Source organism: Enterococcus sp. NBRC 3427, assembly GCF_007996925.1.
GTDB lineage: Bacteria > Bacillota > Bacilli > Lactobacillales > Enterococcaceae > Enterococcus_B > Enterococcus_B lactis.
Map to the genome: position 1 here is coordinate 41,900 of NZ_BJLL01000010.1, position 25,813 is coordinate 67,712.

Consider the following 25,813-nt stretch of genomic DNA (forward strand, 5'->3'; position numbering starts at 1 on the left):
TATAAAAGTCATTCTGGATTCTTGTCAGCGTACAAAATGTACTCTGTTAACTCCTTCAAGTTATTTACGCAAAGATCAGCACCAGCTTGTTGGAACCTAAGTGCAACAGACTGTTTTAAGCGATCTTTTTCCTCCGTCTCTATTTGTTGGTATGCATCATAAGAAAGTCCCATCAGCGAACTACCTTCAATCACACCTACTGTAAACACCCCTGCATTTTTCCCTTCTTGGATATCTGAGACCGTATCTCCGACTTTGATTACTTCATCAACCGACTTGTTTTTGAAATATTGTATGTTTTTATGAATCATATAAGGAAATGGTCGTCCATATCCTTCGACGTCTTCAGAAGTTGCCATGAAGTCTGGTGAATACCCTTCTTTTTTTGCGGTTTCTGCTACGATTGCCATCATAGGAGCAGTAAATCCAGTCGTGGAACCAATATTGATTCCAGCGCTTCTTAACCGTTCGATCGTTTCCAATGTGTCGGGTTTCAAGGTAGAATGCTGGGCCAAATCTTTAAACAGATAATGTTCAAATTGCTGATACAATTCCTCCACCTCTTTTTCCTGAGGTAGTTGTCCGTGAATCGCTATCCATTGTTCTTTGACAGAAGGGAGGGAAAGAAGCTGTTGGATATGATCCCATTTTAATTTTCCCATCGGTTCGCGGATCTCTTTGTCAGTCAGTTGGATCCCTTTTTCTAGAAAAGCATTTCTAAAAGCATGGACAGGAGCCATACAGCCAAAGTCCACAGTTGTTCCTGCCCAATCAAAAATTACAGTTTTAATCATTAATGTTCTCCTTATAGTCTTTGATAATTGCTGTTAGTTCTAAAATGTCTTCTGGATAAATCTCGCCAATATTACCGATACGAAAACAATCATGATCGCTGATTTTCCCAGGATAGATCACAAATCCGTTTTGTTTTAAATGCTGGTAGAAATGATTGAAATCAAATCGCCAGTCTTTAGGGTAAAGAAAAGAGGTAATGAATGGCCCCTGATACTCTTGGATGAAAGGCTGGAACCCCATCTCTGTTATTTTTTGTCGTAGCACATGATTATTGGCGAGATAACGTGAATATCGAGTTTCGATCCCTCCTTCTAGCTCTAGTTCCTTCAATGCCTGTTGAAAAGCCAAAACCGTATGAGTAGGGGAAGTGAAACGCCATTTGCCATTCTCGTTTTCCATCACGCGGTACTGGTCATACAGATCAAGTGACAAACTTCGACTGATATTTTTTCGCTTTTCTAGTTCCGCTTTATTAGCAAATACAAAAGAAAAACCCGGAACACCTTGAATACATTTGTTTGAGCTGGAAATCAAAAAATCGATCCCTAGTTCCGCTACATGAATCGGTATCCCACCAAAGCTGGACATCGCATCCACTATAAACAAAAGATCTTTTTCCTGTGTGACAGCAGCAATTTCTTCCAAATCATTCAAAATACCGGAAGTAGTCTCGCTATGGACCATTGCAAGTGCGGAGATAGACGGATTCTATTCAATCAACTGTGTAATCATATGTGCTTGGGGGATTTGGTGTTCAGGTACTTCATAAACTGCATAGTTTAGTTGCAGACATTTGCACATGGCAATCATTCGTTGACCGTATGCGCCATTTGAACAAATCAGCAAAGTATCTTCTGGTCTGATCACAGAACTTAAAACAGATTCTACCCCAAAGGAGCCGCTACCTTGCATCAAGACCGTTGTGTATAGTTCTTCCGGTACTTGAGCAAGTTGCAGCAATTTTTTTCTTATCCATTGTGTCATCTCTTTGTATTCTTGATCCCAGGTACAATGATCGGTCAGCATAGATTTTTTCACTGTTTCAGAAGTCGTTAATGGTCCAGGCGTTAATAATTTATACATGCGATTTCCTTTCATTTCTTTTTTATTGACATACACAAAGAGCAAGACTCTGCTCTTGCTAACATCCAATATAAATGATGAGTATTGTGATTTAATCAAAGTTATGAAAAGTTTAAATAAAAACTGATGTATTTTTGTAAAGAGTGTAAAGGTTTATTTAACAAGGAAAATATTGAAAATAAAAAAACACGCATTCCTTATTAGGAATACGTGCTCTGATTAAAAAAGTGATACTTCAGTCGGATGGTGAAGAAATTCTTCTACTTGTTTTGCATCATCCTCATTTTCTGAGATGATCATAATCGTATCAAATCCAGCGATCGTACTGACGATAGGAGGAGGCTTGATCTCATCTAAAACAGATGCAAATAAATGAGCATTGTCTGGCAAGGTATTAACGATTGTCAAAAAGTGGACTCGTTCGACTTTCAACACAATGTCTTCGATCATTTGAATCAGCCGATCCTCTTCTTCAGTCCTAGTATCAGGAGTACCTTTTTCGCGAAACAACACAAAACGGGAAATACCGTTTTCATCAGGCGCCTTCACGATTTTCAGATCACGGATATCTCGAGAAATCGTTGCTTGCGTTGCGGTAACGCCATAATGCCCAAGTTTGTTTAATAGTTCTTCTTGCGTACGGATCGGGAATTCTTCAATGACTTGTTTAATCAGCAAATGTCTTTGAGCTTTGCGCATTTTCTTTCTCCTTTACGAAAGATTTCACATGTATCATAACAAAAAAAAGAAGGATTGCCCAATAATATTCGTCTTTTACACCTAAAATTATTTTATGGAAAAAAGAGAATAAAGAAACAAAGAGAAATCTACTGTTTTTCTTGAATTCTTTTTGTCTTTCAGGTAAACTATTGAATGTTGAGCAGAAAAGTACATTTGCTCTTGCGATACGGATCTTTTGTCTGTATAATAGCTGAGGGTGCTTTATGCATCAGCAAATCCACATTCTTATTGGATTGTCGGTAGGTGCTTGAAAAAGTTTGCCGGCAAGGTAGAAGATAAGAAGAGGGAAAATAAAACCAAATCGGAGGAAACAAACATGGCAGTAATTTCTATGAAACAATTACTAGAAGCCGGCGTACACTTTGGTCACCAAACTCGTCGCTGGAACCCAAAAATGAAGAAATATATCTTCACAGAAAGAAACGGAATCTACATTATTGACTTACAAAAAACAGTTAAATTAGTAGATGCAGCTTATGATTACATGAAGAGCGTTGCTGAAGAAGGCGGCGTAGCATTATTCGTAGGTACAAAAAAACAAGCACAAGAAGCAATCAAAGAAGAAGCAACTCGTGCAGGACAATACTTCGTTAACCATCGTTGGTTAGGCGGAACATTGACAAACTGGGATACTATCCAAAAACGTATCAGCCGTTTGAAACAAATCAATGCAATGGAAGAAGATGGAACTTTTGAAGTTCTACCTAAAAAAGAAGTTGCTGGTTTGAACAAAGAACGCGAACGTCTTGAAAAATTCTTAGGCGGTATCGCTGATATGCCAAGAATCCCAGATGTAATGTACATCGTTGACCCACGTAAAGAACGTATTGCTGTTCAAGAAGCACACAAATTAAATATCCCAATCGTAGCTATGGTTGATACAAACTGCGATCCAGATGAAATCGACGTAGTAATCCCTTCAAACGACGACGCAATTCGTGCCGTTAAATTGATTACTTCAAAAATGGCTGATGCTTTCATCGAAGGAAACCAAGGTGAAGATCAAGTAGTTGAAGAAGATTTCACAGAAGAAAACACAGCAACATCAATCGAAGAAATCGTAGATGTTGTTGAAGGCGACAATTCTTCAGCAGAATAATTTTGAATGATGGAGCTGTTTCAAAGGCTGGGCGACAAGCCTCACTCTCCTTTGAAGCAGCTTTTTTTAAAAAGAACACACAGGAGGAGTTAAACATGGCAGACGTTACAGCTAAAATGGTAAAAGAACTACGCGAAATGACTGGCGTAGGAATGATGGATGCGAAAAAAGCATTAGTTGAAGTAGAAGGCGATATGGAAAAAGCAGTTGATCTTTTACGTGAAAAAGGAATGGCAAAGGCTGCAAAGAAAAATGACCGCATTGCCGCTGAAGGATTAGCTTCAGTTGCTGTGAAAGGTAACACTGCAGCAATCGTTGAAGTAAACTCAGAAACAGACTTTGTATCTAAAAATGAAATGTTCCAAGACTTAGTAAAAGAAATCGCAGAACTTGTTGCTGAAAACAAACCAGCAGACATGGAAGCTGCAATGAAAATCAAAACAGATAAAGGAACGATTGAATCTGACTTGATCGAAGCAACTCAAGTTATCGGAGAAAAAATCAGCTTCCGTCGCTTTGAAGTTGTAGAAAAAGACGACAATGCTGCATTTGGCGGATACTTGCATATGGGCGGACGTATTGCTGTATTGACTGTTCTAGACGGAACAACAGATGAAACAGTTGCAAGAGACGTAGCTATGCACGTAGCAGCTATCAATCCTCGCTATGTAAACGAATCACAAATTCCAGAAGCTGAATTAGAACATGAAAAAACTGTTCTTACAGAACAAGCATTGAACGAAGGCAAACCAGCGAATATCGTTGAAAAAATGGTAGAAGGACGCTTGAAGAAATTCAAAGCAGAAATCGCTTTGGTTGACCAACCATTCGTTAAAGATCCTGATATGACTGTTGAAAAATACGTTGCTTCAAAAGGCGCAACTGTTAAAACATTCGTACGTTTCGAAGTTGGCGAAGGTATCGAAAAACGCGAAGATAACTTTGTAGAAGAAGTTATGAGCCAAGTGAAAAAATAATTCTGTTGAATGACAGACGGGAACGCACGCTTTGTGCGCTCCCTTTTTTTAAGCAAAACAAGAAAAAACCAGGCTTAGCGTGTCGAAATCATCTAAGTATGGTAAAATGGCAATAGAAAATATTGGAGGAATGAACATGGTCACACCGAAATATCAGCGTGTAGTCTTAAAATTGAGTGGAGAAGCTTTAGCTGGGGATGCAGGATTTGGAATCAAACCACCAGTAATCAAAGAAATCATCCAAGAAATCAAAGAAGTTCATGAACTGGGCGTTGAAATGGCAATCGTTGTGGGCGGCGGAAATATCTGGCGCGGACAAATCGGAGCACAAATGGGCATGGAACGCGCTCAAGCTGATTACATGGGTATGTTAGCTACAGTTATGAATGCCTTAGCTTTACAGGATACGTTGGAAAACGTGGGTGTACCGACACGCGTGCAAACTTCGATTGAAATGCGTCAAATCGCAGAGCCATACATTCGCCGTAAAGCAGAACGTCATTTAGAAAAAGGACGGATTGTTATTTTTGCGGGCGGTACCGGCAACCCGTACTTCTCGACAGATACAACAGCAGCATTACGCGCAGCAGAAATCGGCGCAGATGTTATCCTGATGGCTAAAAACAATGTAGACGGTGTTTATTCTGCTGATCCGAAAGTAGATGCAAATGCAGTAAAATTTGAAGAACTGACTCATCTGGAAGTTATTGCTAAAGGACTACAAGTCATGGATTCAACTGCAAGTTCACTAAGCATGGATAATGACATTCCATTGCTTGTCTTCAATTTAAATGAACACGGAAATATTCGCCGGGCAATCTTAGGCGAAAATATCGGAACGACTGTAAGGGGGAAATAAAAATGGCAGATGCAATTATGACAGAAGCAAAAGAAAAAATGAAAAAAGCAGCACAAAATCTTCAACGTGAACTTGGGCAAATCCGCGCAGGCCGCGCGAATGCTAGCCTTTTGGATCGAATCACTGTGAATTACTACGGTGCACCAACTCCATTGAACCAAATGGCGTCAATCCAAATCCCAGAAGCACGTGTTTTAATGATCACGCCTTTTGATAAGAGCATTCTTCAAGATGTTGAAAAAGCTATTATGGCAAGTGATATCGGAATCAGTCCTACCAATGATGGAAATGTTATTCGTTTGGTTATCCCGCAACTGACAGAAGAACGCAGAAAAGAATTAGCTAAAGATGTGAAAAAAGAAGCAGAAAATGCAAAAATCGCGATTCGTAACATCCGTCGTGATGCGATCGATGAATATAAGAAACAACAAAAAAATGGTGACATTACCGAAGATGATTTGCGCGGACTAGAAAAAGACGTACAAACATTGACAGATAACAGCATTAAAGAAGTAGATAAGATCGCTGCTGATAAAGAAAAAGAATTATTGGAAGTTTAATAAAACCATAAAAACAGAGGGGCGGATCATTCCGCTTCCTCTGTTTTTATTTATGTTTCTTTTATTTAAAGATTAAAAAAAGAAAAAATTATTCAGTTTTTAAATAAAAAAACAATGATTTCATAGGAAAAACGTTTAGATATTGCTATAATACTTAAGATAGTGGGAATCTTTTAAGTATAGGAGGAAAAAGAATGTTACGTTTTTTTCCGCAAAAAAACAAATATATTCAAGAAAAAAGCGAATTTCAATTTAATGCCGATGGACCAATTCCTCAACACGTTGCCATCATCATGGACGGCAATGGTCGTTGGGCGCAAAACCGGCGTTTGCCGAGAGTCGCTGGCCATAAAGAAGGTATGGAAACAGTAAAGAAAGTCACAAAGAAAGCATCAAGGCTTGGAGTGAAAGTATTGACGCTTTATGCTTTTTCGACTGAAAACTGGAAGCGTCCAAAAGATGAAGTAAGTTTTCTCATGCAACTACCTGTCGACTTTTTTGATACGTTCGTACCAGAATTGATCAAAGAAAACGTCAAAGTCCATGTCATGGGGTATGAGAACGTGTTACCAGAACATACGCAAGACGCTGTAAAACGTGCAATTGAGCAAACAAAAGACAATACCGGAATGGTGTTAAACTTTGCTTTGAATTACGGAAGCAGAGCAGAAATCGTCACTGCAGTCCAAAACATTGCTGAAGAAGCAGCAAAGGGAGAAATACAGGCAGAAGAAATCGATGATGAATTGATTGCCAACCATCTAATGACAGGTTTCTTGCCCAAAGAATTACAAGATCCTGAGTTGATGATCCGTACAAGCGGAGAAGAGCGGATCAGTAATTTTCTGTTATGGCAGATTGCATATAGTGAATTGTATTTTACAAAAGCACTTTGGCCTGATTTTGACGGTGCACATCTTGAAGAAGCAATTGCCTCTTATCAAAATCGAGATCGTCGATTCGGCGGTGTAAAAAAAACAGAAAATGAGAAAGGGGATCAGTCATGAAACAACGTGTAATCACAGCAGCCGTGGCGCTTGTCTTGTTTATTCCGATTATATGGATTGGGGGAATAGCGGTTGAGCTTACCGCAGCAGTCTTAGCTGTGGTAGGAGTTTATGAGCTTTTCCGAATGAAAGGATTGACTCTCCTAAGTTTTGAAGGAGTTTTATCCGCTATTGGTGCAGTGCTCCTTGTCTTGCCAAAAGAAAGATGGTTCTTCTTTCTCCCAGAGAACGTCAGTACATTTATGCTATTTTATCTTATCGTTATGATCCTGTTGGGGACGTCAGTTATTTCTAAAAATACGTATACGATTGATGAAGCAGGTTTCCCAGTGCTTGTCAGTTTGTATGTAGGAATAGGCTTCCAGAATTTCGTCAATGCACGAACAGAAAGTTTAGCTGTTTTGATTTTTGGTCTGTTTATCGTTTGGGCAACTGATATTGGTGCTTATATGGTTGGACGTCGTTATGGACAACACAAGTTAAGTCCGGATATTTCACCGAACAAAACGATTGAAGGCGCGCTAGGCGGGATTGGAAGTGCTGTTGTAGTCGCATTTCTTTATCTATTGTTGTATCCAGCAAAAGAACTATTCAATCATGGTATGTTTGTCATGCTTCTGATGACGATTATTTTTTCGGCAGTCGGACAATTTGGCGATTTGGTCGAATCAGCAATCAAACGCCATTATGATGTGAAAGACTCAGGAAAAATCTTACCGGGCCACGGAGGAATCTTAGACCGTTTCGATAGCTTGCTGTTTGTATTCCCTATCATGCATTTATTTGGCATTATTTAGTAAGTATACCTGCGTTTCTTTGTGATTTTCATAAAAGACGCAGGTTTTTGTTTCTCATTTTATTGATACTATTGGTGTCTTAGGTATACTATGGTAAAATTATAGTGTTTTAACGTTGTTTAAAAAAACACACAAAAAACAAGTAAAGGAGAAAAAAGCTATGAAAACGATACTAACATTTATCATTGTTTTTGGTATATTAGTGATTGTTCATGAGTTTGGTCATTTCTTCTTTGCGAAACGATCAGGAATCCTCGTTCGCGAATTTGCTATCGGTATGGGTCCGAAGATTTATGGGCATCAAGCAAAAGACGGGACAACATATACGCTTCGCCTATTACCTATTGGCGGTTATGTTCGAATGGCAGGCAATGGGGATGATGAAACAGAAATGGCACCAGGTATGCCTCTTTCTCTTTTACTAAATTCTGACGGCATCGTAGAGAAGATAAATTTAAGTAAGAAAATCCAATTGACAAATGCTATCCCAATGGAATTGAGCCGTTATGATTTAGAAGATGAGCTGACTATCACTGGTTATGTGAATGGGGATGAAACAGAAGTAGTGACCTATCCTGTTGATCACGATGCGACGATTATTGAAACCGACGGAACAGAAATCAGAATTGCACCAAAAGATGTACAGTTCCAATCGGCTAAACTGTGGCAGCGTATGCTGACCAATTTTGCCGGTCCGATGAATAACTTTATCTTGGCAATCGTGTTATTCATTATTCTTGCATTCATGCAAGGCGGTGTTCAAGTGACAAATACTAATCGTGTAGGAGAGATTATCCCTAATGGTGCTGCGGCAGAAGCAGGCTTAAAAGAAAATGATAAGGTAGTTAGTGTGGACGGTAAAGAAATCCACTCTTGGAACGATTTGACAACAGTCATCACGAAAAATCCAGGTAAAACATTAGATTTTGAGATCGAACGAGAAGGTAAGATGCAATCTGTCGACGTGACACCGAAATCTGTAGAGTCAAATGGCGAAAAAGTTGGCCAACTTGGCATACAAGCCCCAATGAATACAGGTTTTATGGATAAGATCATCGGCGGAACACGTCAAGCTTTTAGCGGTTCATTGGAAATTTTCAAAGCCTTAGGATCACTGTTTACAGGTTTTAGTTTAGATAAATTAGGCGGACCTGTTATGATGTACCAATTGTCTTCAGAAGCAGCAAACCAAGGTGTAACAACTGTTATTGGTTTGATGGCGCTTCTTTCAATGAACCTTGGAATCGTCAATTTGCTTCCGATCCCTGCCTTAGATGGTGGAAAATTAGTCTTGAATATTTTTGAAGGGATTCGTGGGAAACCATTAAGTCAAGAAAAAGAAGGAATATTGACATTAGCTGGCTTTGGATTTTTGATGTTGTTGATGGTGCTAGTTACATGGAACGATATTCAACGATTCTTTTTCTAGAAAAAGTTGACAAATAGGGTATAATAACAAACGATAACTATTTTGAGGAAATAAAGGAGTATATAGAATGAGACAATCAAAAATGTTGATTCCAACATTACGTGAAGTTCCAAATGATGCAGAAGTATTAAGTCATCAAATCTTGCTAAGAGCTGGATATATCCGCCAAGTATCAGCGGGTATCTATTCTTATCTGCCATTAGCAAATCGTGTATTAGAAAAGCTGAAACGTATCATGCGGGAAGAATTTGAAAAAATCGGTGCGGTAGAGATGCTGATGCCTGCTATCTTGCCAGCAGAGCTTTGGGAAGAGTCAGGACGTTATGAAACATATGGCCCAAACTTGTATCGTTTCAAGGACCGTAATGATCGAAAAATGATTCTTGGACCAACTCACGAAGAAACTTTCACTGATTTGATGCGTAATGAAATCAATTCGTATAAGAAATTACCTTTGAATCTTTATCAAATCCAACCTAAGTATCGTGACGAAAAACGTCCTCGCTTTGGTTTGCTTCGCGGACGTGAGTTTATCATGAAAGATGCGTATTCTTTCCATGCAACGGAAGAAAGTTTAGACGAAACATATAAAGATTATGAAAAAGCCTATACCGAAGTTTTCAAGCGTTGCGGTTTGGAATTTCGTTCAATCATCGGAGACGGTGGCGCAATGGGTGGGAAAGACTCAAAGGAATTCATGGCAATCTCAGAGATCGGGGAGGATACGATCTGTTATTCGACTGAAAGTGACTATGCTGCAAACTTGGAGATGGCTACAAGCTACTATGTATCAAAAAAATCACATGAAACACAGCTTGAATTAGAGAAAGTAGCTACACCTAACGTAAAATCAATTGATGAAGTAGCAGATTTCTTTTCTGTTGAACCTCAAAAAATCATCAAGTCTGTATTGTTCATTGCGGATGAACAACCTGTCCTTGTTTTGGTACGCGGAGACCATGAAGTCAATGACGTAAAACTGAAAAACTATCTATCTGCTGACTTTTTAGAAGAAGCGACGGAAGAAGAAGCACAAAAATATCTAGGTGCTGAGTTTGGTTCTGTCGGACCAATCGGTGTTTCAGATGACGTAAAAGTATATGCAGACCGTTATGTCCAAGATTTAGCGAATGCCATTACTGGAGCGAACGAAACAGGATTCCACTATAAAAATGTGAATCCAGAACGCGATTTCACTGTGCTTTCTTATGAAGATCTTCGTTTTGTACAAGAAGGAGATCCTTCACCAGACAACAACGGTGTTCTTGCCTTTACTCGAGGAATCGAAATCGGACATATCTTCAAAATTGGCACTCGTTACAGTGAATCTATGGGAGCAACCGTTCTAGACGAAAACGGACGGGAAAAATTTGTGATTATGGGCTGTTATGGTATCGGTGTGAGCCGGTTATTATCAGCAATCGTAGAACAACATTCAGATGAACAAGGAATCAATTGGCCAAAAGGAATTGCGCCATTTGATCTGCATATCGTCCAAATGAATCTAAAAGACGAATACCAAACAAACTTGACGAATGAACTAGAAGAAGCGATGACAAAAGCTGGTTATGAAGTACTGGTTGATGACAGAAATGAACGCGCAGGAGTGAAATTCGCAGATTCTGATTTGATTGGCTGTCCAATCAGAATTACTGTCGGTAAAAAAGCAGTGGATGGAATCGTAGAAGTGAAAATCAAGAAAACTGGCGAAATGGTTGAAGTACGTAAAGAAGAATTGGCGAATACTTTACCAATCCTCTTGAACCAAGGCGAATAATAAGCGTTAAAACACAGAAAAGTAAAACAGCTGAATCAGCTGTTTTTGACAACCTGATGTTTCGCTTTTAAAATTGGAACTGTGATGTGAATCACAGTTCCAATTTTTTAATGTAAAACTCAGAAAAAACGAGTATACTAAAAGGTACTGAAAAAGAAGAGGATACGATGTAATCAATTGCATAGTTTCTCATCAGAAAGGGCGTATATTTTTGTCAGAAAAACGAGATTTATTTGAAAAACTGTTGGAACAAATCCAACTAGAGGAAGCAGAAAAAAATCATCCACTGCTTACTGCTGGTGAAATGGATAGTGTAGTGGTCCATCGTAAATCGCGTTTATGGGAATTTACGCTGCATTTTTCTAAAATTTTGCCTATTATGCTGTATCGGTCATTGGCTCAGCATCTGACTGTCGCTTTTAAAGAGATTGCACAAGTCAAATTGAACATCTTAGCAGATGACCAGACATTCGATGAACAGCTCTTGCAAGATTACTGGGCCCAAGCTTTGGAAAATCAGCAATGCGATACACCACTAGCACAGCAAGTATTAAAAACGCAAGTACCTGTGATAAAAGATCGTAAAGTTATCTTGCCAATCGACAGTACAGGGGCTATTTCATATTTGAAACAGCAATACTTACCATTAGTAGAAGAGTTGTTCGTCAGTTACGGATTCCCAAAATTTCGTATCGAACCAGAAGTGGATGAGCAGCAAGCGAAACGTGTATTGAAACTTTTTGAAGAACGTAAACAAGAACAGGCAGAAGCCTTTATGAAGCAAGCAGCTGAAAGTCTAGTTGTTCATGAACAAAAGAAAAAAGAAAGAAAAGAACAGTCGCCATCTCTTGAAGGACCCATCCAACTAGGACGAAATATTCCAGCAGATGAGCCCACAACACCAATGATCAATATCGTCGAAGAAGAACGGCGAGTCACTCTTGAAGGGTATGTGTTCGATAAAGAAGTCAGAGAACTACGCTCAAAACGCAAGATCTTGACTTTGAAAATCACAGATTATACTTCATCATTTATTGTCAAAAAATTCTCAAATGGCGAAAAAGATGAACAGATATTTGATGCGATCAGTGTCGGCAGCTGGTTAAAGGTACGTGGAAGTATTCAGGAAGATACGTTTGTCCGTGATTTGGTCATGAATGCCCAAGATATCGTTGAAGTCAAACATACCCCTCGTAAAGATTATGCTCCTGAAGGGGAAAAACGGGTAGAACTTCATGTTCACAGCAATATGAGTACGATGGATGCAACGAATAGCATTTCTGATCTTGTGGCACAAGCAGGAAAATGGGGACACCGTGCCATCGCCATTACAGACCATGGTGGCGCACAAGCCTTTCCAGAAGCTCATAGTGCCGGAAAAAAAGCAGGCGTGAAAATCTTATACGGTGTGGAAGCAAATGTCGTAGATGACGGTGTACCTATTGCTTATAATGATGCACATGAAGCACTGAACGAAGCCACATATGTCGTATTTGACGTGGAAACGACAGGATTGTCTGCGGTATACGATACCATTATCGAGCTCGCTGCAGTCAAAATGTACAAAGGAAATGTGATCGAAAGCTTTGATGAATTTATCGATCCAGGACACCCTTTATCACGAACAACGGTGGATCTGACTGGTATTACGGATGAAATGGTTCGAGGATCGAAGTCAGAAGAAGAAGTCCTGCGGATGTTTCTTGAATTTTCAAAAGATACAATTCTGGTAGCCCACAACGCGGCTTTTGATATGGGGTTCTTGAATACTAGCTACGCAAGATATGGCATTCCTGAAGCAACTAATCCAGTTATTGATACCTTAGAATTAGCCAGATATCTGTATCCGCAATTCAAACGTTTCGGATTAGGTGTGTTATCCAAAAAATTTGGTGTCAGCTTGGAACAGCATCACCGAGCAATCTATGATGCTGAAGCAACAGGTCACTTAGCTTGGATTTTTGTCAAAGAAGCAATGGACAATCATCACATGCTTTATCATGATCAGCTAAATGAGCATATCGGAGAAGGAGATTCTTACAAACGAGCCCGACCTTTCCATGTAACGATTTTAGCAAAGAATCAGGCAGGACTGAAAGATCTGTTCAAACTGATTTCAATGTCGAATGTCGAATACTTCGAACGTGTCCCGCGAATACCACGCTCCCAATTGAAAAAGATGCGTGAAAATCTATTGATCGGCTCAGCTTGTGATAAGGGAGAAATCTTCGAAGCCATGATGCAAAAAGGGGTAGAAGAGGCAAGAAACCGAGCAAAATTCTACGATTATATTGAAGTTATGCCAAAAGCGGTCTATGCACCTTTGATCGAGCAAGAATTGGTAAAAAATGAACATGATTTGGAAGAAATTATCCAAAACTTAGTAGAAATCGGAAAAAGTTTGGATAAAATCGTTGTTGCAACAGGCAACGTTCATTATCTCAACGAAGAAGATGCCATTTACCGAAAAATTTTGATCAATTCTATGGGCGGAGCGAATCCGTTGAATCGTCATAGTTTGCCAGATGTCCATTTCCGAACAACCGATGAGATGCTCACCGCTTTTCACTTTTTAGGGGAAGAAACAGCAAAAGAGATCGTAGTGGATAATACGAATAAAATCGCAGATATCTGCGAAGAAGTGATTCCAGTCAAAGATGAACTTTATACACCGAAGATTCCAGGTTCAGAAGATGAGATATCAGAATTGAGTTACACAAAAGCAAAACAAATGTACGGAGATCCGTTACCTGAAATTATCCAAAAACGATTAGAAAAAGAGTTGAATTCTATTAATGGTAATGGTTTCTCGGTTATTTATCTGATCGCCCAAAAGCTTGTGCATAAAAGTAATGAAGATGGCTATCTAGTAGGTTCACGTGGCTCTGTTGGCTCTAGCTTTGTTGCAACGATGACTGGGATCACTGAAGTGAATCCTTTAGCTCCCCATTATTACTGTCCAGAGTGCCAATATTCCGAGTTCTTTGAAGATGGCACGTACGGTTCTGGATTTGATATGCCAGAAAAACAATGTCCAAAATGTGGTGCACGCTTAAATAAAGATGGTCATGATATCCCATTTGAGACATTTTTAGGTTTCCATGGAGACAAAGTGCCCGATATTGATTTGAACTTCTCAGGTGATTATCAAGCAGAAGCACATAACTATACGAAAGTATTGTTTGGTGAAGACTATGTTTACCGTGCCGGAACGATTGGTACAGTCGCCGACAAAACAGCATATGGCTATGTAAAAGGTTATGAAAGGGACAATAATCTGCAGTTTCGAAGTGCAGAAGTCGACAGATTGGCAAAGGGTGCAACAGGAGTCAAACGGACAACTGGTCAGCATCCTGGGGGGATCATCGTTATTCCAGATTATATGGATGTTTACGACTTTACGCCGATCCAATATCCAGCAGACGATCAAAATTCGGAATGGAAAACGACCCACTTTGATTTCCACTCAATTCACGATAATGTATTGAAATTGGATATTCTAGGACACGATGACCCAACTGTTATACGGATGCTTCAAGATTTATCAGGGATTGATCCACAAACGATTCCTACAGATGACCCGGAAGTGATGCGGATATTTGCTGGTCCTGAAGTACTAGGGGTAACCCAGGAACAGATTTATTCTAAAACAGGAACATTAGGTATTCCAGAATTCGGCACTCGTTTTGTTCGAGGAATGCTAGAAGAAACACATCCTACAACTTTTGCAGAACTACTTCAAATATCCGGACTATCTCATGGTACAGATGTATGGTTAGGAAATGCCGAAGAATTGATTCGACGTGGGGATGCGACATTGGCGGAAGTAATCGGCTGTCGTGATGATATCATGGTTTATTTGATTCATGCTGGATTAGACAGCGGGATGGCATTTAAGATCATGGAAACTGTTCGTAAAGGGCAATGGAACAAGATTCCTGATGAATTGAGAGAAACCTATCTATCCGCGATGAAAGAAAATAATGTGCCTGATTGGTATATCGATTCTTGTTCAAAGATCAAGTATATGTTTCCGAAAGCCCATGCTGCAGCTTATGTATTGATGGCTCTTCGTGTTGCTTATTTTAAAGTTTATTTCCCTATTTTGTATTACTGTGCATACTTTTCTGTACGTGCGGATGATTTTGATCTAGTTTCCATGTGCAAAGGAAAAGATGCTGTGAAACAAGCAATGAAAGAAATCACGGACAAAGGGCTAGATGCTTCCGTAAAAGAAAAAAATCAGCTGACCGTGCTAGAATTAGCCAATGAAATGTTAGAACGAGGATTCAAATTTGGGATGATCGATCTGTACAAATCGGATGCTGTTAATTTTGTTATCGAAGGAGATACGTTGATTGCGCCATTTAGAGCTGTCCCTAGTTTGGGAACCAATGTAGCAAAACAAATCGTTGAGGCAAGAAAAGATGGTCCATTTTTATCTAAAGAAGATCTTGCTACTCGCGGGAAAGTTTCAAAAACATTGATCGAATATATGAACGATAATGGTGTATTGAAAGATTTACCAGACGAAAACCAATTATCGTTATTCGATATGTTATAAGCATCTGTTATCTTGTCTGCTTGTAATTTTAAGCAGAGTATGGTATAGTTTTTATAGGTAATGATACTAACTGTGAGTGAGCGGATTTTTCGCTCACTCTTTTTAATGGAATTACGTACTTAATTTTTAAGGAGGCGAAACTTTTGAGTAGCGTCGTTGAAACAGTCACGGAAATGGTGACACCGATTTTAGATGAACAAAATTTTGAACTTGTCGAAGTCGAATTTGTAAAAGAAGGAAAAAGCTGGTTCTTACGAGTATTTATTGACAAAGAAGGCGGAATCGATATCGAAGAATGTGCCTTTGTCAGTGAGAAACTGAGCGAAAAACTTGATGCAGCAGATCCAGATCCGATTCCTCAAGCTTATTTCCTGGAGGTATCCTCCCCTGGAGCAGAGCGGCCATTGAAAAAAGAAAGCGACTATGAAAAGGCACTTGGCGATTATGTCCATGTCTCCTTATACCAACCAGTAGATGGCGAAAAACAATACGAAGGATTTCTTCAATCATTTGATGCTGAACAGCTTACATTGAAAATACGCATAAAAACACGAGAAAAAGAATTGACTTTTGACCGAAAAAATATTGCAAAAGCTCGCTTAGCTATCCAATTTTAATCACGGAGAGGAATCAGAAAAAATGAGTAAAGAAATGTTAAATGCGTTAGACGCTTTAGAAGCTGAAAAAGGGATCTCAAAAGAAATCGTGATCGATGCTTTAGAAGCAGCATTGGTTTCTGCATACAAACGCCACTATGGCCAAGCACAAAATGTCGAAGTGGAATTTGATCAGAAAAAAGGAAAGATCCATGTCTATGCAGTAAAAGAAGTAACGGAAGAAGTGATGGATTCACAGTTGGAAGTCTCATTGAAAGATGCACTTTTGATTAATCCAGCATATGAGATCGGTGATACGATCCGTTTTGAAGTCACACCAAAAGATTTTGGGCGGATTGCTGCGCAAACAGCTAAACAAGTTATTTTGCAGCGTGTACGTGAAGCAGAAAGAACGATCATTTATAACGAATTCAGTGCTTATGAAAAAGACATCATGCAAGGAATCGTCGAACGTCAGGATAAACGTTATATTTATGTCAACCTTGGCAAAATAGAGGCAGTTCTTTCTAAACAAGATCAAATGCCAAACGAATTTTACCAACCTCACGATCGTATCAAAGTCTATGTTTCTCGAGTAGAAAATACGTCTAAAGGTCCGCAAGTATTTGTTAGCCGCAGCCATCCGGATCTATTGCGTCGCTTATTTGAGCAAGAAGTCCCAGAAGTTTATGATGGAATCGTTGAAATCGTCAGCATTGCCCGTGAAGCCGGCGATCGATCAAAAGTAGCTGTCCGTTCAAACGATCAGAACATCGACGCAGTCGGTACATGTGTTGGACCAAAAGGACAACGTGTCCAAGCAATCGTCAATGAATTAAAAGGCGAAAACATGGATATCGTTGAATGGAATGAAGACCCAGCTGTATTCATTGCAAATGCATTGAATCCTGCACAAGTCATGGATGTGATTTTTGATGAAACAAATCCTAAAGCTTGCACAGTTGTCGTTCCAGACTATCAATTATCGTTAGCAATCGGTAAACGTGGACAAAACGCACGTTTAGCTGCTAAATTGACTAACCATAAAATCGATATCAAATCAGAATCTGATATGGCGGAATTTTATGAAAAACAAGAACAACAAAACGAAACAGAAGAATTGCATGACGAAGCAATCGTTCAGTCAGATTTGACAGACGATGAGTATGAAGCAATTGCGTTCAATAATGAAACGGTCGAAGAAAAACCAGAAGCTTAACTTTAGTAAGGAGGCAAAGAGATGAAACAAAGGAAAATTCCTTTACGCAAATCCGTGGTTTCAGGTGAAATGAAACCTAAAAAAGAGATGGTCCGAATCACCCGTTCAAAAGAAGGGGAAGTATCGATCGATCCAACTGGAAAGATGCCTGGACGAGGAGCGTATGTCTCACTTGAGCCGGAAGAAGTACAACAAGCTTGGGATAAAAAAATTCTCGATCGAGTACTCGAAACAACTTTAACAGATGAGTTTTATCAAGAACTTCTTGACTATGTCACTCACCAAAAAGCACGTAAAGAGTTATTTGGAAAATGAACACAGTCAATCGGCAAAAAGCCATGAATCTCATGGGTCTGGCGATGCGCGCGGGAAAACTGATTACGGGCGAAGAACTGACCATAGCTGAAATCCGCAAACAAAAAGCAAAATTGGTGTTTGTGGCAACAGATGCAAGTGAGAATACAAGAAAAAAGATAAAAGATAAGAGTTCATACTATGAAGTTCCTTGCTTTGAGCTATTTTCTGAAGCAGAAATCACGCAGATGATCGGAAAACCTCGCAAGGTATTCGGAATAATGGATGCCGGATTCGCGAAGAAGACCAAGGAGCTAATTGAAGGTTAGGAAGGTGATTGCATGGGCAATAAAAGAATCTATGAATTAGCAAAAGAACTCAAAAAATCTAGTAAAGATGTCGTGGAAAAAGCACAACAACTTGGCATCGATGTGAAAAACCATATGGGTGCGATTACTAGCAGTGATGAGAAGAAATTGCAACAAGCGTTCAAAAACCCAAGCACGAAACAACAAGCTGCACAACAAGCAAGCAGAAAACCAGCCAATCAACAGCCGAACGATCAACGTAAAAATGAAACAACAAATAATCAACAAAAAAATAAAAATAACCGCAGTTATCAAGATCGCGGTCAAGGGAGCGGTCAAGTGAATCAAGGAAAAAAAACAACAACAAACCAAAATAATACGGGGAATACTAGCAGTCAAAATCGTCCAGGAACGAGCCAAGGCGGCAATCAAAACCGTACCAACAATAACAACAAACCAAACAATAATAATCGCGGCAAATTTAATAATAACAACCGTAATCGTTATAATAAAAAGGGTAAAAAAGGCAGACAGCAACAATCAACTAAGCCAGCTGTACCACCACGCAAATTCCGTGAATTGCCAGATGTATTAGAGTATACTGAAGGCATGAACGTAGCAGACATCGCGAAAAAAATTCATCGTGAGCCAGCAGAAATCATTAAAAAATTATTTATGCTTGGCGTCATGGTCAATCAAAACCAAGCACTGGATAAAGATACGATTGAACTGTTAGCCACGGACTATGGTATGGAACCACAAGAAAAAGTCCAAGTTGATATTGCAGATATCGATAAATTCTTCGAGTCAGAAGAAGTTGATCCAGACAAATTAGTCTCACGTCCGCCAGTAGTAACAATTATGGGACACGTAGACCACGGGAAAACAACCTTATTGGATACATTGCGCCATTCACGTGTAACAAGCGGCGAAGCCGGCGGAATCACGCAGCATATCGGTGCCTACCAGATTGATATTGATGGCAAACCAATCACTTTCTTGGATACACCAGGACATGCGGCCTTTACAAGCATGCGTGCACGTGGAGCAAGTATCACAGATATCACGATTTTAGTTGTCGCTGCAGATGACGGTGTCATGCCGCAAACCGTTGAAGCAATCAACCATGCCAAAGCAGCAGGCGTTCCAATTATCGTCGCTGTAAACAAAATTGATAAACCAGGTGCAAACCCTCAACATGTTATGCAAGAATTAAGTGAGTATGAGTTAATTCCTGAAGCATGGGGTGGAGAAACGATCTTTGTTGAGATCTCAGCGAAATTCGGTCAAAACATCGAAGAATTGCTGGAAATGATCCTGTTAGTCGCAGAAGTAGAAGATTTAAAAGCAGATCCAACACAACGCGCAATCGGAACAGTGATCGAAGCACGTCTTGATAAAGGTAAAGGTCCTGTGTCAACCTTACTTGTCCAAGAAGGAACACTTCATGTTGGTGACCCAATCGTTGTCGGTAATACTTACGGACGAGTCCGTGTAATGACAAACGATCTTGGCCGTCGCGATAAAGAAGCAGGACCTGCAACGCCAGTAGAAATCACTGGCTTGAATGATGTACCTCAAGCAGGTGACCGTTTCGTAGTCTTCGAAGACGAAAAGACAGCACGTGCAGCGGGGGAAGAACGCGCAAAACGTGCATTATTGGAAAACCGCGCTGCAAGCAGCCGTGTAACCTTGGACAACTTGTTTGAAAGCTTGAAAGAAGGCGAGTTGAAAGAAGTTAACGTCATTATCAAAGCCGACGTTCAAGGGTCAGCAGAAGCATTAGCTGCCTCATTGAAAAAAATCGAAGTTGAAGGCGTACGTGTGAAAATCGTCCATTCAGCGGTAGGTGCAATCAATGAAAGTGACGTAACACTTGCAGCAGCAAGTAATGCGATCATCATTGGATTTAACGTCCGTCCTACACCTCAAGCAAAAGCGCAAGCAGAAGCTGAAGAAGTAGACATTCGTTTACACCGTATCATTTACAAAGCTATTGATGAAATCGAAACAGCGATGAAAGGAATGCTTGACCCAGAATATGAAGAAAAAATCACTGGTCAAATGATTGTACGTGAAACATTCAAAGTATCCAAAGTCGGCACGATCGCTGGTGCATATGTAACAGAAGGCTATATCCGCAGAGATAGCGGTGTCCGTGTGATCCGTGACGGTATCGTTATCTATGAAGGCCAATTGGCAAGTTTGAAACGTTTCAAAGATGACGTAAAAGAAGTCAAAATGGGCTATGAATGCGGTGCTATGATTGAAAAATTCAATGACATCAAAGTAGATGACGTAATTGAAGGATTCGTTATGGAAGAAATCAAAAAAGACTAATATCTAAAGGAGGTTCCTCGATATGGCAAATTATCGCGACCGTCGAGTTGGTCAAGAAATCTTAAAAGAAGTCAATGAGATCCTACGTAAAAAAGTAAGAGATCCTCGTGTGCAAGATGTAACGATCACTGATGTACACGTAACAGGCGATCTTCAACAAGCAACAATCTATTACAGCATCCTTTCTGATTTAGCTTCTGAAAAGAAAAAAGCACAAGAAGGATTGGATAAAGCATCAGGATTGATTCGTCGAGAGCTAGGGCACAATCTAAGTATTTACAAAACACCTGAATTGTCCTTTGAATTAGATGAATCAGTTGTCTATGGCAACCATATCGATGAATTGCTTCGCAACTTGAACAAAGACTAATCAAAAAATCCCGTAAATCCTGTGAAATCAGGGGTTGCGGGATTTTTTTTGTTTTCATTAAGACGTATGTAGTGACAGTCAGGTTATATAGCCAAGTAACTAGAAGATCAGTGGAACGTACCATAAAAGTTTGAATTTGTCGGTCTGCCGCCAGTTAAAAGAAAAATCACGTTGAAGTTTTTGACTAGATATAAAATCTAAGCAAATGAACAGAAGTGCTTATTAGGTTTCAATTAGGAGTATCTGCGCTAGAATAAGAGTAATAATGAAAAGGAGTGTTACGTATGGATTATTCTAGTAAAGAATACTTTGATAAAATGACGGCTTGGTGGCGTGCTGCCAATTATCTTTCTGTCGGGCAAATTTATCTTAAAGATAACCCCTTACTGAGACATACATTGAAACCAGAAGATGTCAAAAAACATCCAATCGGTCATTGGGGAACGATTCCTGGTCAAAATTTTATTTATGTCCATTTGAACCGAGTCATCAATAAATATGATTTGAACATGTTTTATATCGAAGGACCAGGACACGGCGGACAAGTCATGGTATCGAATGCTTATTTAGATGGAAGTTACACAGAAATCTATCCAGAAGTAACGGAAGATGAGACAGGAATGCAAAAATTATTCAAGCGATTTTCATTTCCTGGAGGCATTGCTTCTCATGCAGCACCAGAAACACCAGGTTCTATCCATGAAGGGGGAGAGCTTGGATACTCTCTTTCCCATGGAGTCGGAGCTGTATTAGACAATCCTGAAGTAATCTCTGCTGTCGTGATTGGTGATGGTGAAGCAGAAACCGGTCCTTTAGCTGGAAGCTGGTTCTCAAATGTCTTTATCAATCCGGTGAAAGATGGAGCTGTTTTACCAATCCTTCATTTAAATGGTGCTAAAATAGCCAACCCAACGATCTTAGCACGTAAATCAGATGGAGAATTAGCAAATTACTTTAACGGACTTGGCTGGGAACCTTTCTTTATTGAAGGAAATGATCCAGAAAAATTAAATCCTGTTATGGCTGAAAAAATGGATCAAGCAATCGAGAAAATCAAATCCATCCAAAAAGAAGCTCGCCTGAAGACAGCAACAGATGTCGTGATGCCAAAATGGCCAGTATTGATCGTACGCACACCAAAAGGATGGACCGGTCCAGAAGAATGGGACGGGGAGCCAATTGAAGGAACCTTCCGTGCACACCAAGTACCGATTCCTGTAGATCAAGAACATATGGATCATGCAGATGCTTTACTCCGTTGGTTGAAATCCTATGAACCAGAAAAATTATTTGATGCACAAGGACATATTTTAGAAGAAATCAGAGAAATCGCGCCCACTGGTGACCAAAGAATGGCAAAAAATCCTATCACCAATGGCGGAATCGATCCGAAACCGCTTGTTATGCCAGATTGGAAAAAATATACTTTGCAATTTGAACAACCGGGCTCCGTTAAAGCAGAAGATATGACCGAACTTGGTAAATTCGTTCGCGAGATCATTGAGAAAAATCCAGAAAATTTCCGTATATTTGGTCCAGATGAAACAAAATCAAACCGATTGAATCAAGTTTTCAAAACGACAAATCGCCAATGGATGGAAAAAATCGAACCAGAAAATGATGAATGGCTTTCGCCATCTGGTCGCGTCATCGACAGTCAATTATCGGAACACCAAGATGAAGGGTTCTTAGAAGGGTACGTTCTGACTGGACGGCATGGTTTTTTTGCAAGTTACGAATCATTCTTGCGAGTGGTTGACTCTATGTTGACTCAGCACTTCAAATGGATGCGGAAATCACATGACCTTTCTTGGCGAAATGATTATCCCTCGCTGAATCTCATTGCAAGCTCAACAGTCTTCCAGCAAGATCACAATGGATATAGCCACCAAGATCCAGGAATATTGACACATTTGGCAGAAAAGAAGGCGGAGTTCATCCGTGAATATCTGCCTGCGGATGCAAATACATTGCTCGCAGTCATGGACAAAGCATTCCGCTCGTCAGAAAAAATCAATTTGATCATCTCTTCCAAACATCCGCGTGCTCAATTTTACTCAGCAGAAGAAGCAGCCGTCTTAGTGAATGAAGGCTTGAAAATCATTGATTGGGCTTCGACAGCAAAAGAGGAGGAACCTGAATTGGTCATTGCTGCTGCAGGAACGGAATCTAACTTAGAAGCATTAGCAGCTGTGACTTTGCTGCTGGAAGAATTCCCAAAATTAAAAATCCGGTTCATCAATGTTGTAGATTTATTGAAATTACGTCATCCAAGTCAAGATCCGCGTGGGTTGAGCGATGAAGAATTTGACCAATATTTTACAAAAGACAAACCGATCTTATTTGCTTTCCACGGTTATGAAACATTGGTCCGCACGATTTTCTTTGATCGTCATAACCATCATTTAATGATTCATGGCTACAAAGAAAACGGAGATATCACGACACCATTTGACATGCGTGTGGTAAATGAACTTGACCGTTATCATTTGGCAAAAGATGCAGCTTTAAAAATCAAAGGAAGTCAAGCAGAAGATTTTGCAAAAAAAATGGATCAGAAATTACAAGAACATCAAAACTATATTCGTGAAAATGGTATTGATCTGCCAGAAGTATTGGATTGGAAATGGAAAAATCTTGACCAATAAAGTGATAAAATCGACCCCGAAAAACAAAATTTTTTACATTGATCAAGAAACTGAAAAAATAAAAAAAAACGGAAAAAAGACTGGAAGAATGACCAGTCTTTTTTTTCGTTTTTGGGAAGTGAGAACCAATCTATTTACCTGTAAGCCACCCATAAATCCAATCAAATGGTGCAAAGAAAAAATCTTCCATTCTATTCCCTCCTTTAAAAAAAGCATAACATGATTTCTATTTACGTGAGCATGAATTTTGTTACGTTTTTATTGCCGAAAAATAAAAACCGTTCATTATGATGTCAAATTCGTCAGTAATAGATGCAATGTGTTATAATAATTCAGTTAAATCAAAAATGAAATGGAGAAAAGACATGGACGGGTTATTACCTTTATGGAAAGAACGCGGAATGACAAGTCATGATTGCGTATTTAAATTAAGAAAAATCTTACATACGAAAAAAATCGGACATGGGGGTACGCTTGACCCGGATGTAGACGGTGTATTGCCTATTTGTATCGGGAAAGCCACAAAAGTTATCGAATATTTGACAGATTCTGGGAAAATCTATGTGGGCGAGATGACTCTAGGTTTCAGTACAACGACGGAAGATCGATCCGGAGAACGAGTAGAAACAAAACCAGTGGATATGTCTTTATCTGAAGAAAAAATAGATGAAGTGATGGCTTCATTTATTGGTGAGATTACCCAGATACCGCCCATGTACTCAGCAGTAAAAGTTAACGGTAAGCGGTTATATGAATATGCACGGAATAACGAACCAGTGGAGCGGCCTGTTAGGAAGGCTCAAATTTACCGTTTTATCCGAACAAGCGAACTGACAAGAGACGAAGTGGCAGGAACCATTTCTTGGCGTTTCGAAGTAGAATGTGGGAAAGGAACCTATGTCCGTACATTAGCTGTGGATACAGGCAAGAAACTTGGTTACCCTGCACACATGTCTGATCTCACTCGAACAGCAAGCGCCGGTATGGACCAAAAAGAAGCGTTAACATTAGAAGAAGTAGCTCAAGCTGTAGAAAACGGTACGATCGATGAGTATTTGCTGCCAATTGAAAAAGGAGTGGAACGGTTCAAACGAGTAGATATTACTGATGAGGTATGGCAGAAAGTAAAAAACGGTATGAGACTTGATTATACTGTATTTGCGCTCCCAGAAATGCCTTCAGAGGAAATTGCCTTATTTTATAAAGAAAAAGTCGTAAGTATCTATCAGCCAAACCCGAAAGAAAAAAATAAACTAAAACCTAGTAAAGTATTGAGAAATGAGGAATAACGAATGAATATCATCAAGATCAGACATCCTTACCAACCAGAACAAATTCCAGAAGACGATGTCGTTTTAGTACTGGGATTTTTTGACGGCGTGCATATCGGACACCAGAAAGTCATAAAGACAGGTATGGAAATTGCACAAAAAGAAGGATTGAAATTAGCATTGATGACTTTCAATCAACATCCATCGATTGTTTTTAAGAAGATCGATCCTAGCAGTGTGAAGTATTTGACTAGCCTGAAGCAAAAAGAAGAAAAAATGGCAGCTTTGGGTATCGATTATTTATATGAAGTCGATTTTACTTCTTCTTTTGCTCATTTAGCGCCACAAGAGTTTGTTGATCAATATATCGTAGGATTACATGCGAAATATGCTGTTTCCGGTTTTGATTACACCTATGGACCAAAAGACATCGCGGACGTCGCTCATTTTCCTGAATATGCTAAGGGAAGATTCAAAATCGTCACAGTCTCTAAAGAAGAAGAACAAGGCGAAAAAATCAGCTCTACACGTATTCGAGGATTGCTAGACAGCGGTCAAGTAAAAGAAGCGGCAAAACTATTAGGTTGCATATACGAGGTAGAAGGGGTAGTTGTTCATGGCGATGCACGAGGAAGATTATTAGGATTCCCTACAGCAAATGTCAAAGTAAAGAGCACAGTCCATTTACCTAAAGAAGGTGTTTATGTATCGGAAATAAAAATTGGGGAAACTTGGTATCCAGCCATGGGTTCAATTGGACATAATGATACATTTGGTGAAGGACGGGAGCTGACTGTAGAGTTGTATATTTTGGACTTTAATCAAGATATCTATGGCGAGCATGTCAAAGTACGTTGGAATCAATTTTTAAGAGATCAAGTGAAATTTTCAAGTGTAGAGGAATTGATTGAACAACTCAAGGAGGATGAACAAGCAACAGCTGAATATTTTTCTCAGCAATAAAATAATGTCCGTGAGAGCTAATCTTTATGCATAAATAGCAATTACAACGAAATGGTTGATAAATAAGCGCATGAAAGGGATGTGACAAAAGTCTTGTCACAGCCCTTTTTCCGAAT

Annotated in this window: 20 protein-coding genes and 1 pseudogene; 18 read left to right on the forward strand and 3 right to left on the reverse strand. The window is 39.5% G+C overall.

Features of this window, described 5'->3' with window-relative positions; all coding sequences use genetic code 11:
- Positions 1 to 8 precede the first annotated feature (8 nt).
- The 3 genes and pseudogenes from phnX to ESP02_RS03925 all read right to left on the reverse strand — a co-directional run bounded on the left by phnX (position 9) and on the right by ESP02_RS03925 (position 2,577).
- The gene (gene phnX, locus ESP02_RS03915; protein WP_002400352.1) at positions 9 to 794 is read right to left on the reverse strand and encodes a phosphonoacetaldehyde hydrolase; all 786 of its coding nucleotides are present in this window, start codon (positions 792 to 794) and stop codon (positions 9 to 11) included.
- Positions 787 to 1,878, reverse strand: a pseudogene (gene phnW / locus ESP02_RS03920) (2-aminoethylphosphonate--pyruvate transaminase). Before phnW ends, phnX begins: the two are co-directional and overlap by 8 nt.
- Positions 1,879 to 2,097: 219 nt before the next feature.
- Complete coding sequence (locus tag ESP02_RS03925) at positions 2,098 to 2,577, reverse strand: arginine repressor (protein ID WP_002400349.1); 480 nt, start codon at positions 2,575 to 2,577, stop codon at positions 2,098 to 2,100.
- A gap of 358 nt (positions 2,578 to 2,935) precedes the next feature.
- Here ESP02_RS03925 and rpsB point away from each other — a divergent pair, with 358 nt between their 5' ends.
- The 18 genes from rpsB to ribF all read left to right on the forward strand — a co-directional run bounded on the left by rpsB (position 2,936) and on the right by ribF (position 25,697).
- Positions 2,936 to 3,718 carry a 30S ribosomal protein S2 gene (rpsB, locus tag ESP02_RS03930; RefSeq protein WP_002293880.1) on the forward strand — a complete coding sequence of 261 codons (783 nt, stop codon included), beginning with the start codon at positions 2,936 to 2,938 and terminating at the stop codon, positions 3,716 to 3,718.
- A gap of 95 nt (positions 3,719 to 3,813) precedes the next feature.
- The gene (gene tsf / locus ESP02_RS03935) at positions 3,814 to 4,695 is read left to right on the forward strand and encodes a translation elongation factor Ts (RefSeq protein WP_002293878.1); all 882 of its coding nucleotides are present in this window, start codon (positions 3,814 to 3,816) and stop codon (positions 4,693 to 4,695) included.
- Between the two features lie 136 nt (positions 4,696 to 4,831).
- The gene (pyrH, locus tag ESP02_RS03940; RefSeq protein WP_002293877.1) at positions 4,832 to 5,554 is read left to right on the forward strand and encodes a UMP kinase; all 723 of its coding nucleotides are present in this window, start codon (positions 4,832 to 4,834) and stop codon (positions 5,552 to 5,554) included.
- A 2-nt stretch (positions 5,555 to 5,556) separates the two neighbouring features.
- Complete coding sequence (gene frr / locus ESP02_RS03945) at positions 5,557 to 6,114, forward strand: ribosome recycling factor (protein ID WP_002293875.1); 558 nt, start codon at positions 5,557 to 5,559, stop codon at positions 6,112 to 6,114.
- A 194-nt stretch (positions 6,115 to 6,308) separates the two neighbouring features.
- Complete coding sequence (locus tag ESP02_RS03950; protein WP_002400345.1) at positions 6,309 to 7,121, forward strand: isoprenyl transferase; 813 nt, start codon at positions 6,309 to 6,311, stop codon at positions 7,119 to 7,121.
- A complete protein-coding gene (locus ESP02_RS03955; RefSeq protein WP_002400343.1) occupies positions 7,118 to 7,918 on the forward strand; it encodes a phosphatidate cytidylyltransferase in 801 nt (266 codons plus the stop codon). The genes ESP02_RS03950 and ESP02_RS03955 overlap by 4 nt, the downstream gene beginning before the upstream one ends.
- Before the next feature lie 160 nt (positions 7,919 to 8,078).
- Positions 8,079 to 9,347, forward strand: coding sequence for an RIP metalloprotease RseP (gene rseP, locus ESP02_RS03960; protein ID WP_002338823.1), 1,269 nt, complete (start codon positions 8,079 to 8,081; stop codon positions 9,345 to 9,347).
- Between the two features lie 67 nt (positions 9,348 to 9,414).
- A complete protein-coding gene (locus tag ESP02_RS03965; protein ID WP_002314809.1) occupies positions 9,415 to 11,124 on the forward strand; it encodes a proline--tRNA ligase in 1,710 nt (569 codons plus the stop codon).
- Between the two features lie 211 nt (positions 11,125 to 11,335).
- Positions 11,336 to 15,688 carry a PolC-type DNA polymerase III gene (locus ESP02_RS03970; protein WP_038398735.1) on the forward strand — a complete coding sequence of 1,451 codons (4,353 nt, stop codon included), beginning with the start codon at positions 11,336 to 11,338 and terminating at the stop codon, positions 15,686 to 15,688.
- A 143-nt stretch (positions 15,689 to 15,831) separates the two neighbouring features.
- The gene (rimP, locus tag ESP02_RS03975) at positions 15,832 to 16,305 is read left to right on the forward strand and encodes a ribosome maturation factor RimP (RefSeq protein ID WP_002288499.1); all 474 of its coding nucleotides are present in this window, start codon (positions 15,832 to 15,834) and stop codon (positions 16,303 to 16,305) included.
- 22 nt (positions 16,306 to 16,327) lie between these two features.
- Entirely contained in the window at positions 16,328 to 17,503 is a 1,176-nt protein-coding gene (gene nusA, locus ESP02_RS03980; protein WP_002308903.1) for a transcription termination factor NusA, read from the forward strand.
- Positions 17,504 to 17,524: 21 nt separating this feature from the next.
- The gene (gene rnpM / locus ESP02_RS03985; protein WP_002288501.1) at positions 17,525 to 17,818 is read left to right on the forward strand and encodes an RNase P modulator RnpM; all 294 of its coding nucleotides are present in this window, start codon (positions 17,525 to 17,527) and stop codon (positions 17,816 to 17,818) included.
- Positions 17,815 to 18,126: a YlxQ-related RNA-binding protein gene (locus ESP02_RS03990; RefSeq protein WP_002314812.1), complete on the forward strand. Its 312-nt coding sequence runs from the start codon at positions 17,815 to 17,817 to the stop codon at positions 18,124 to 18,126. The genes rnpM and ESP02_RS03990 overlap by 4 nt, the downstream gene beginning before the upstream one ends.
- Positions 18,127 to 18,138: 12 nt before the next feature.
- Positions 18,139 to 20,445, forward strand: a complete 2,307-nt coding sequence (gene infB, locus ESP02_RS03995; protein WP_002400337.1) for a translation initiation factor IF-2 — start codon at positions 18,139 to 18,141, stop codon at positions 20,443 to 20,445.
- Positions 20,446 to 20,467: 22 nt separating this feature from the next.
- Positions 20,468 to 20,815, forward strand: a complete 348-nt coding sequence (rbfA, locus tag ESP02_RS04000; RefSeq protein WP_002400336.1) for a 30S ribosome-binding factor RbfA — start codon at positions 20,468 to 20,470, stop codon at positions 20,813 to 20,815.
- Between the two features lie 284 nt (positions 20,816 to 21,099).
- The gene (locus tag ESP02_RS04005; protein WP_002400335.1) at positions 21,100 to 23,463 is read left to right on the forward strand and encodes a phosphoketolase; all 2,364 of its coding nucleotides are present in this window, start codon (positions 21,100 to 21,102) and stop codon (positions 23,461 to 23,463) included.
- Between the two features lie 365 nt (positions 23,464 to 23,828).
- Positions 23,829 to 24,752 carry a tRNA pseudouridine(55) synthase TruB gene (truB, locus tag ESP02_RS04010; RefSeq protein ID WP_010732414.1) on the forward strand — a complete coding sequence of 308 codons (924 nt, stop codon included), beginning with the start codon at positions 23,829 to 23,831 and terminating at the stop codon, positions 24,750 to 24,752.
- 3 nt (positions 24,753 to 24,755) lie between these two features.
- Positions 24,756 to 25,697: a riboflavin biosynthesis protein RibF gene (gene ribF / locus ESP02_RS04015; protein ID WP_002400329.1), complete on the forward strand. Its 942-nt coding sequence runs from the start codon at positions 24,756 to 24,758 to the stop codon at positions 25,695 to 25,697.
- Positions 25,698 to 25,813 lie beyond the last annotated feature (116 nt).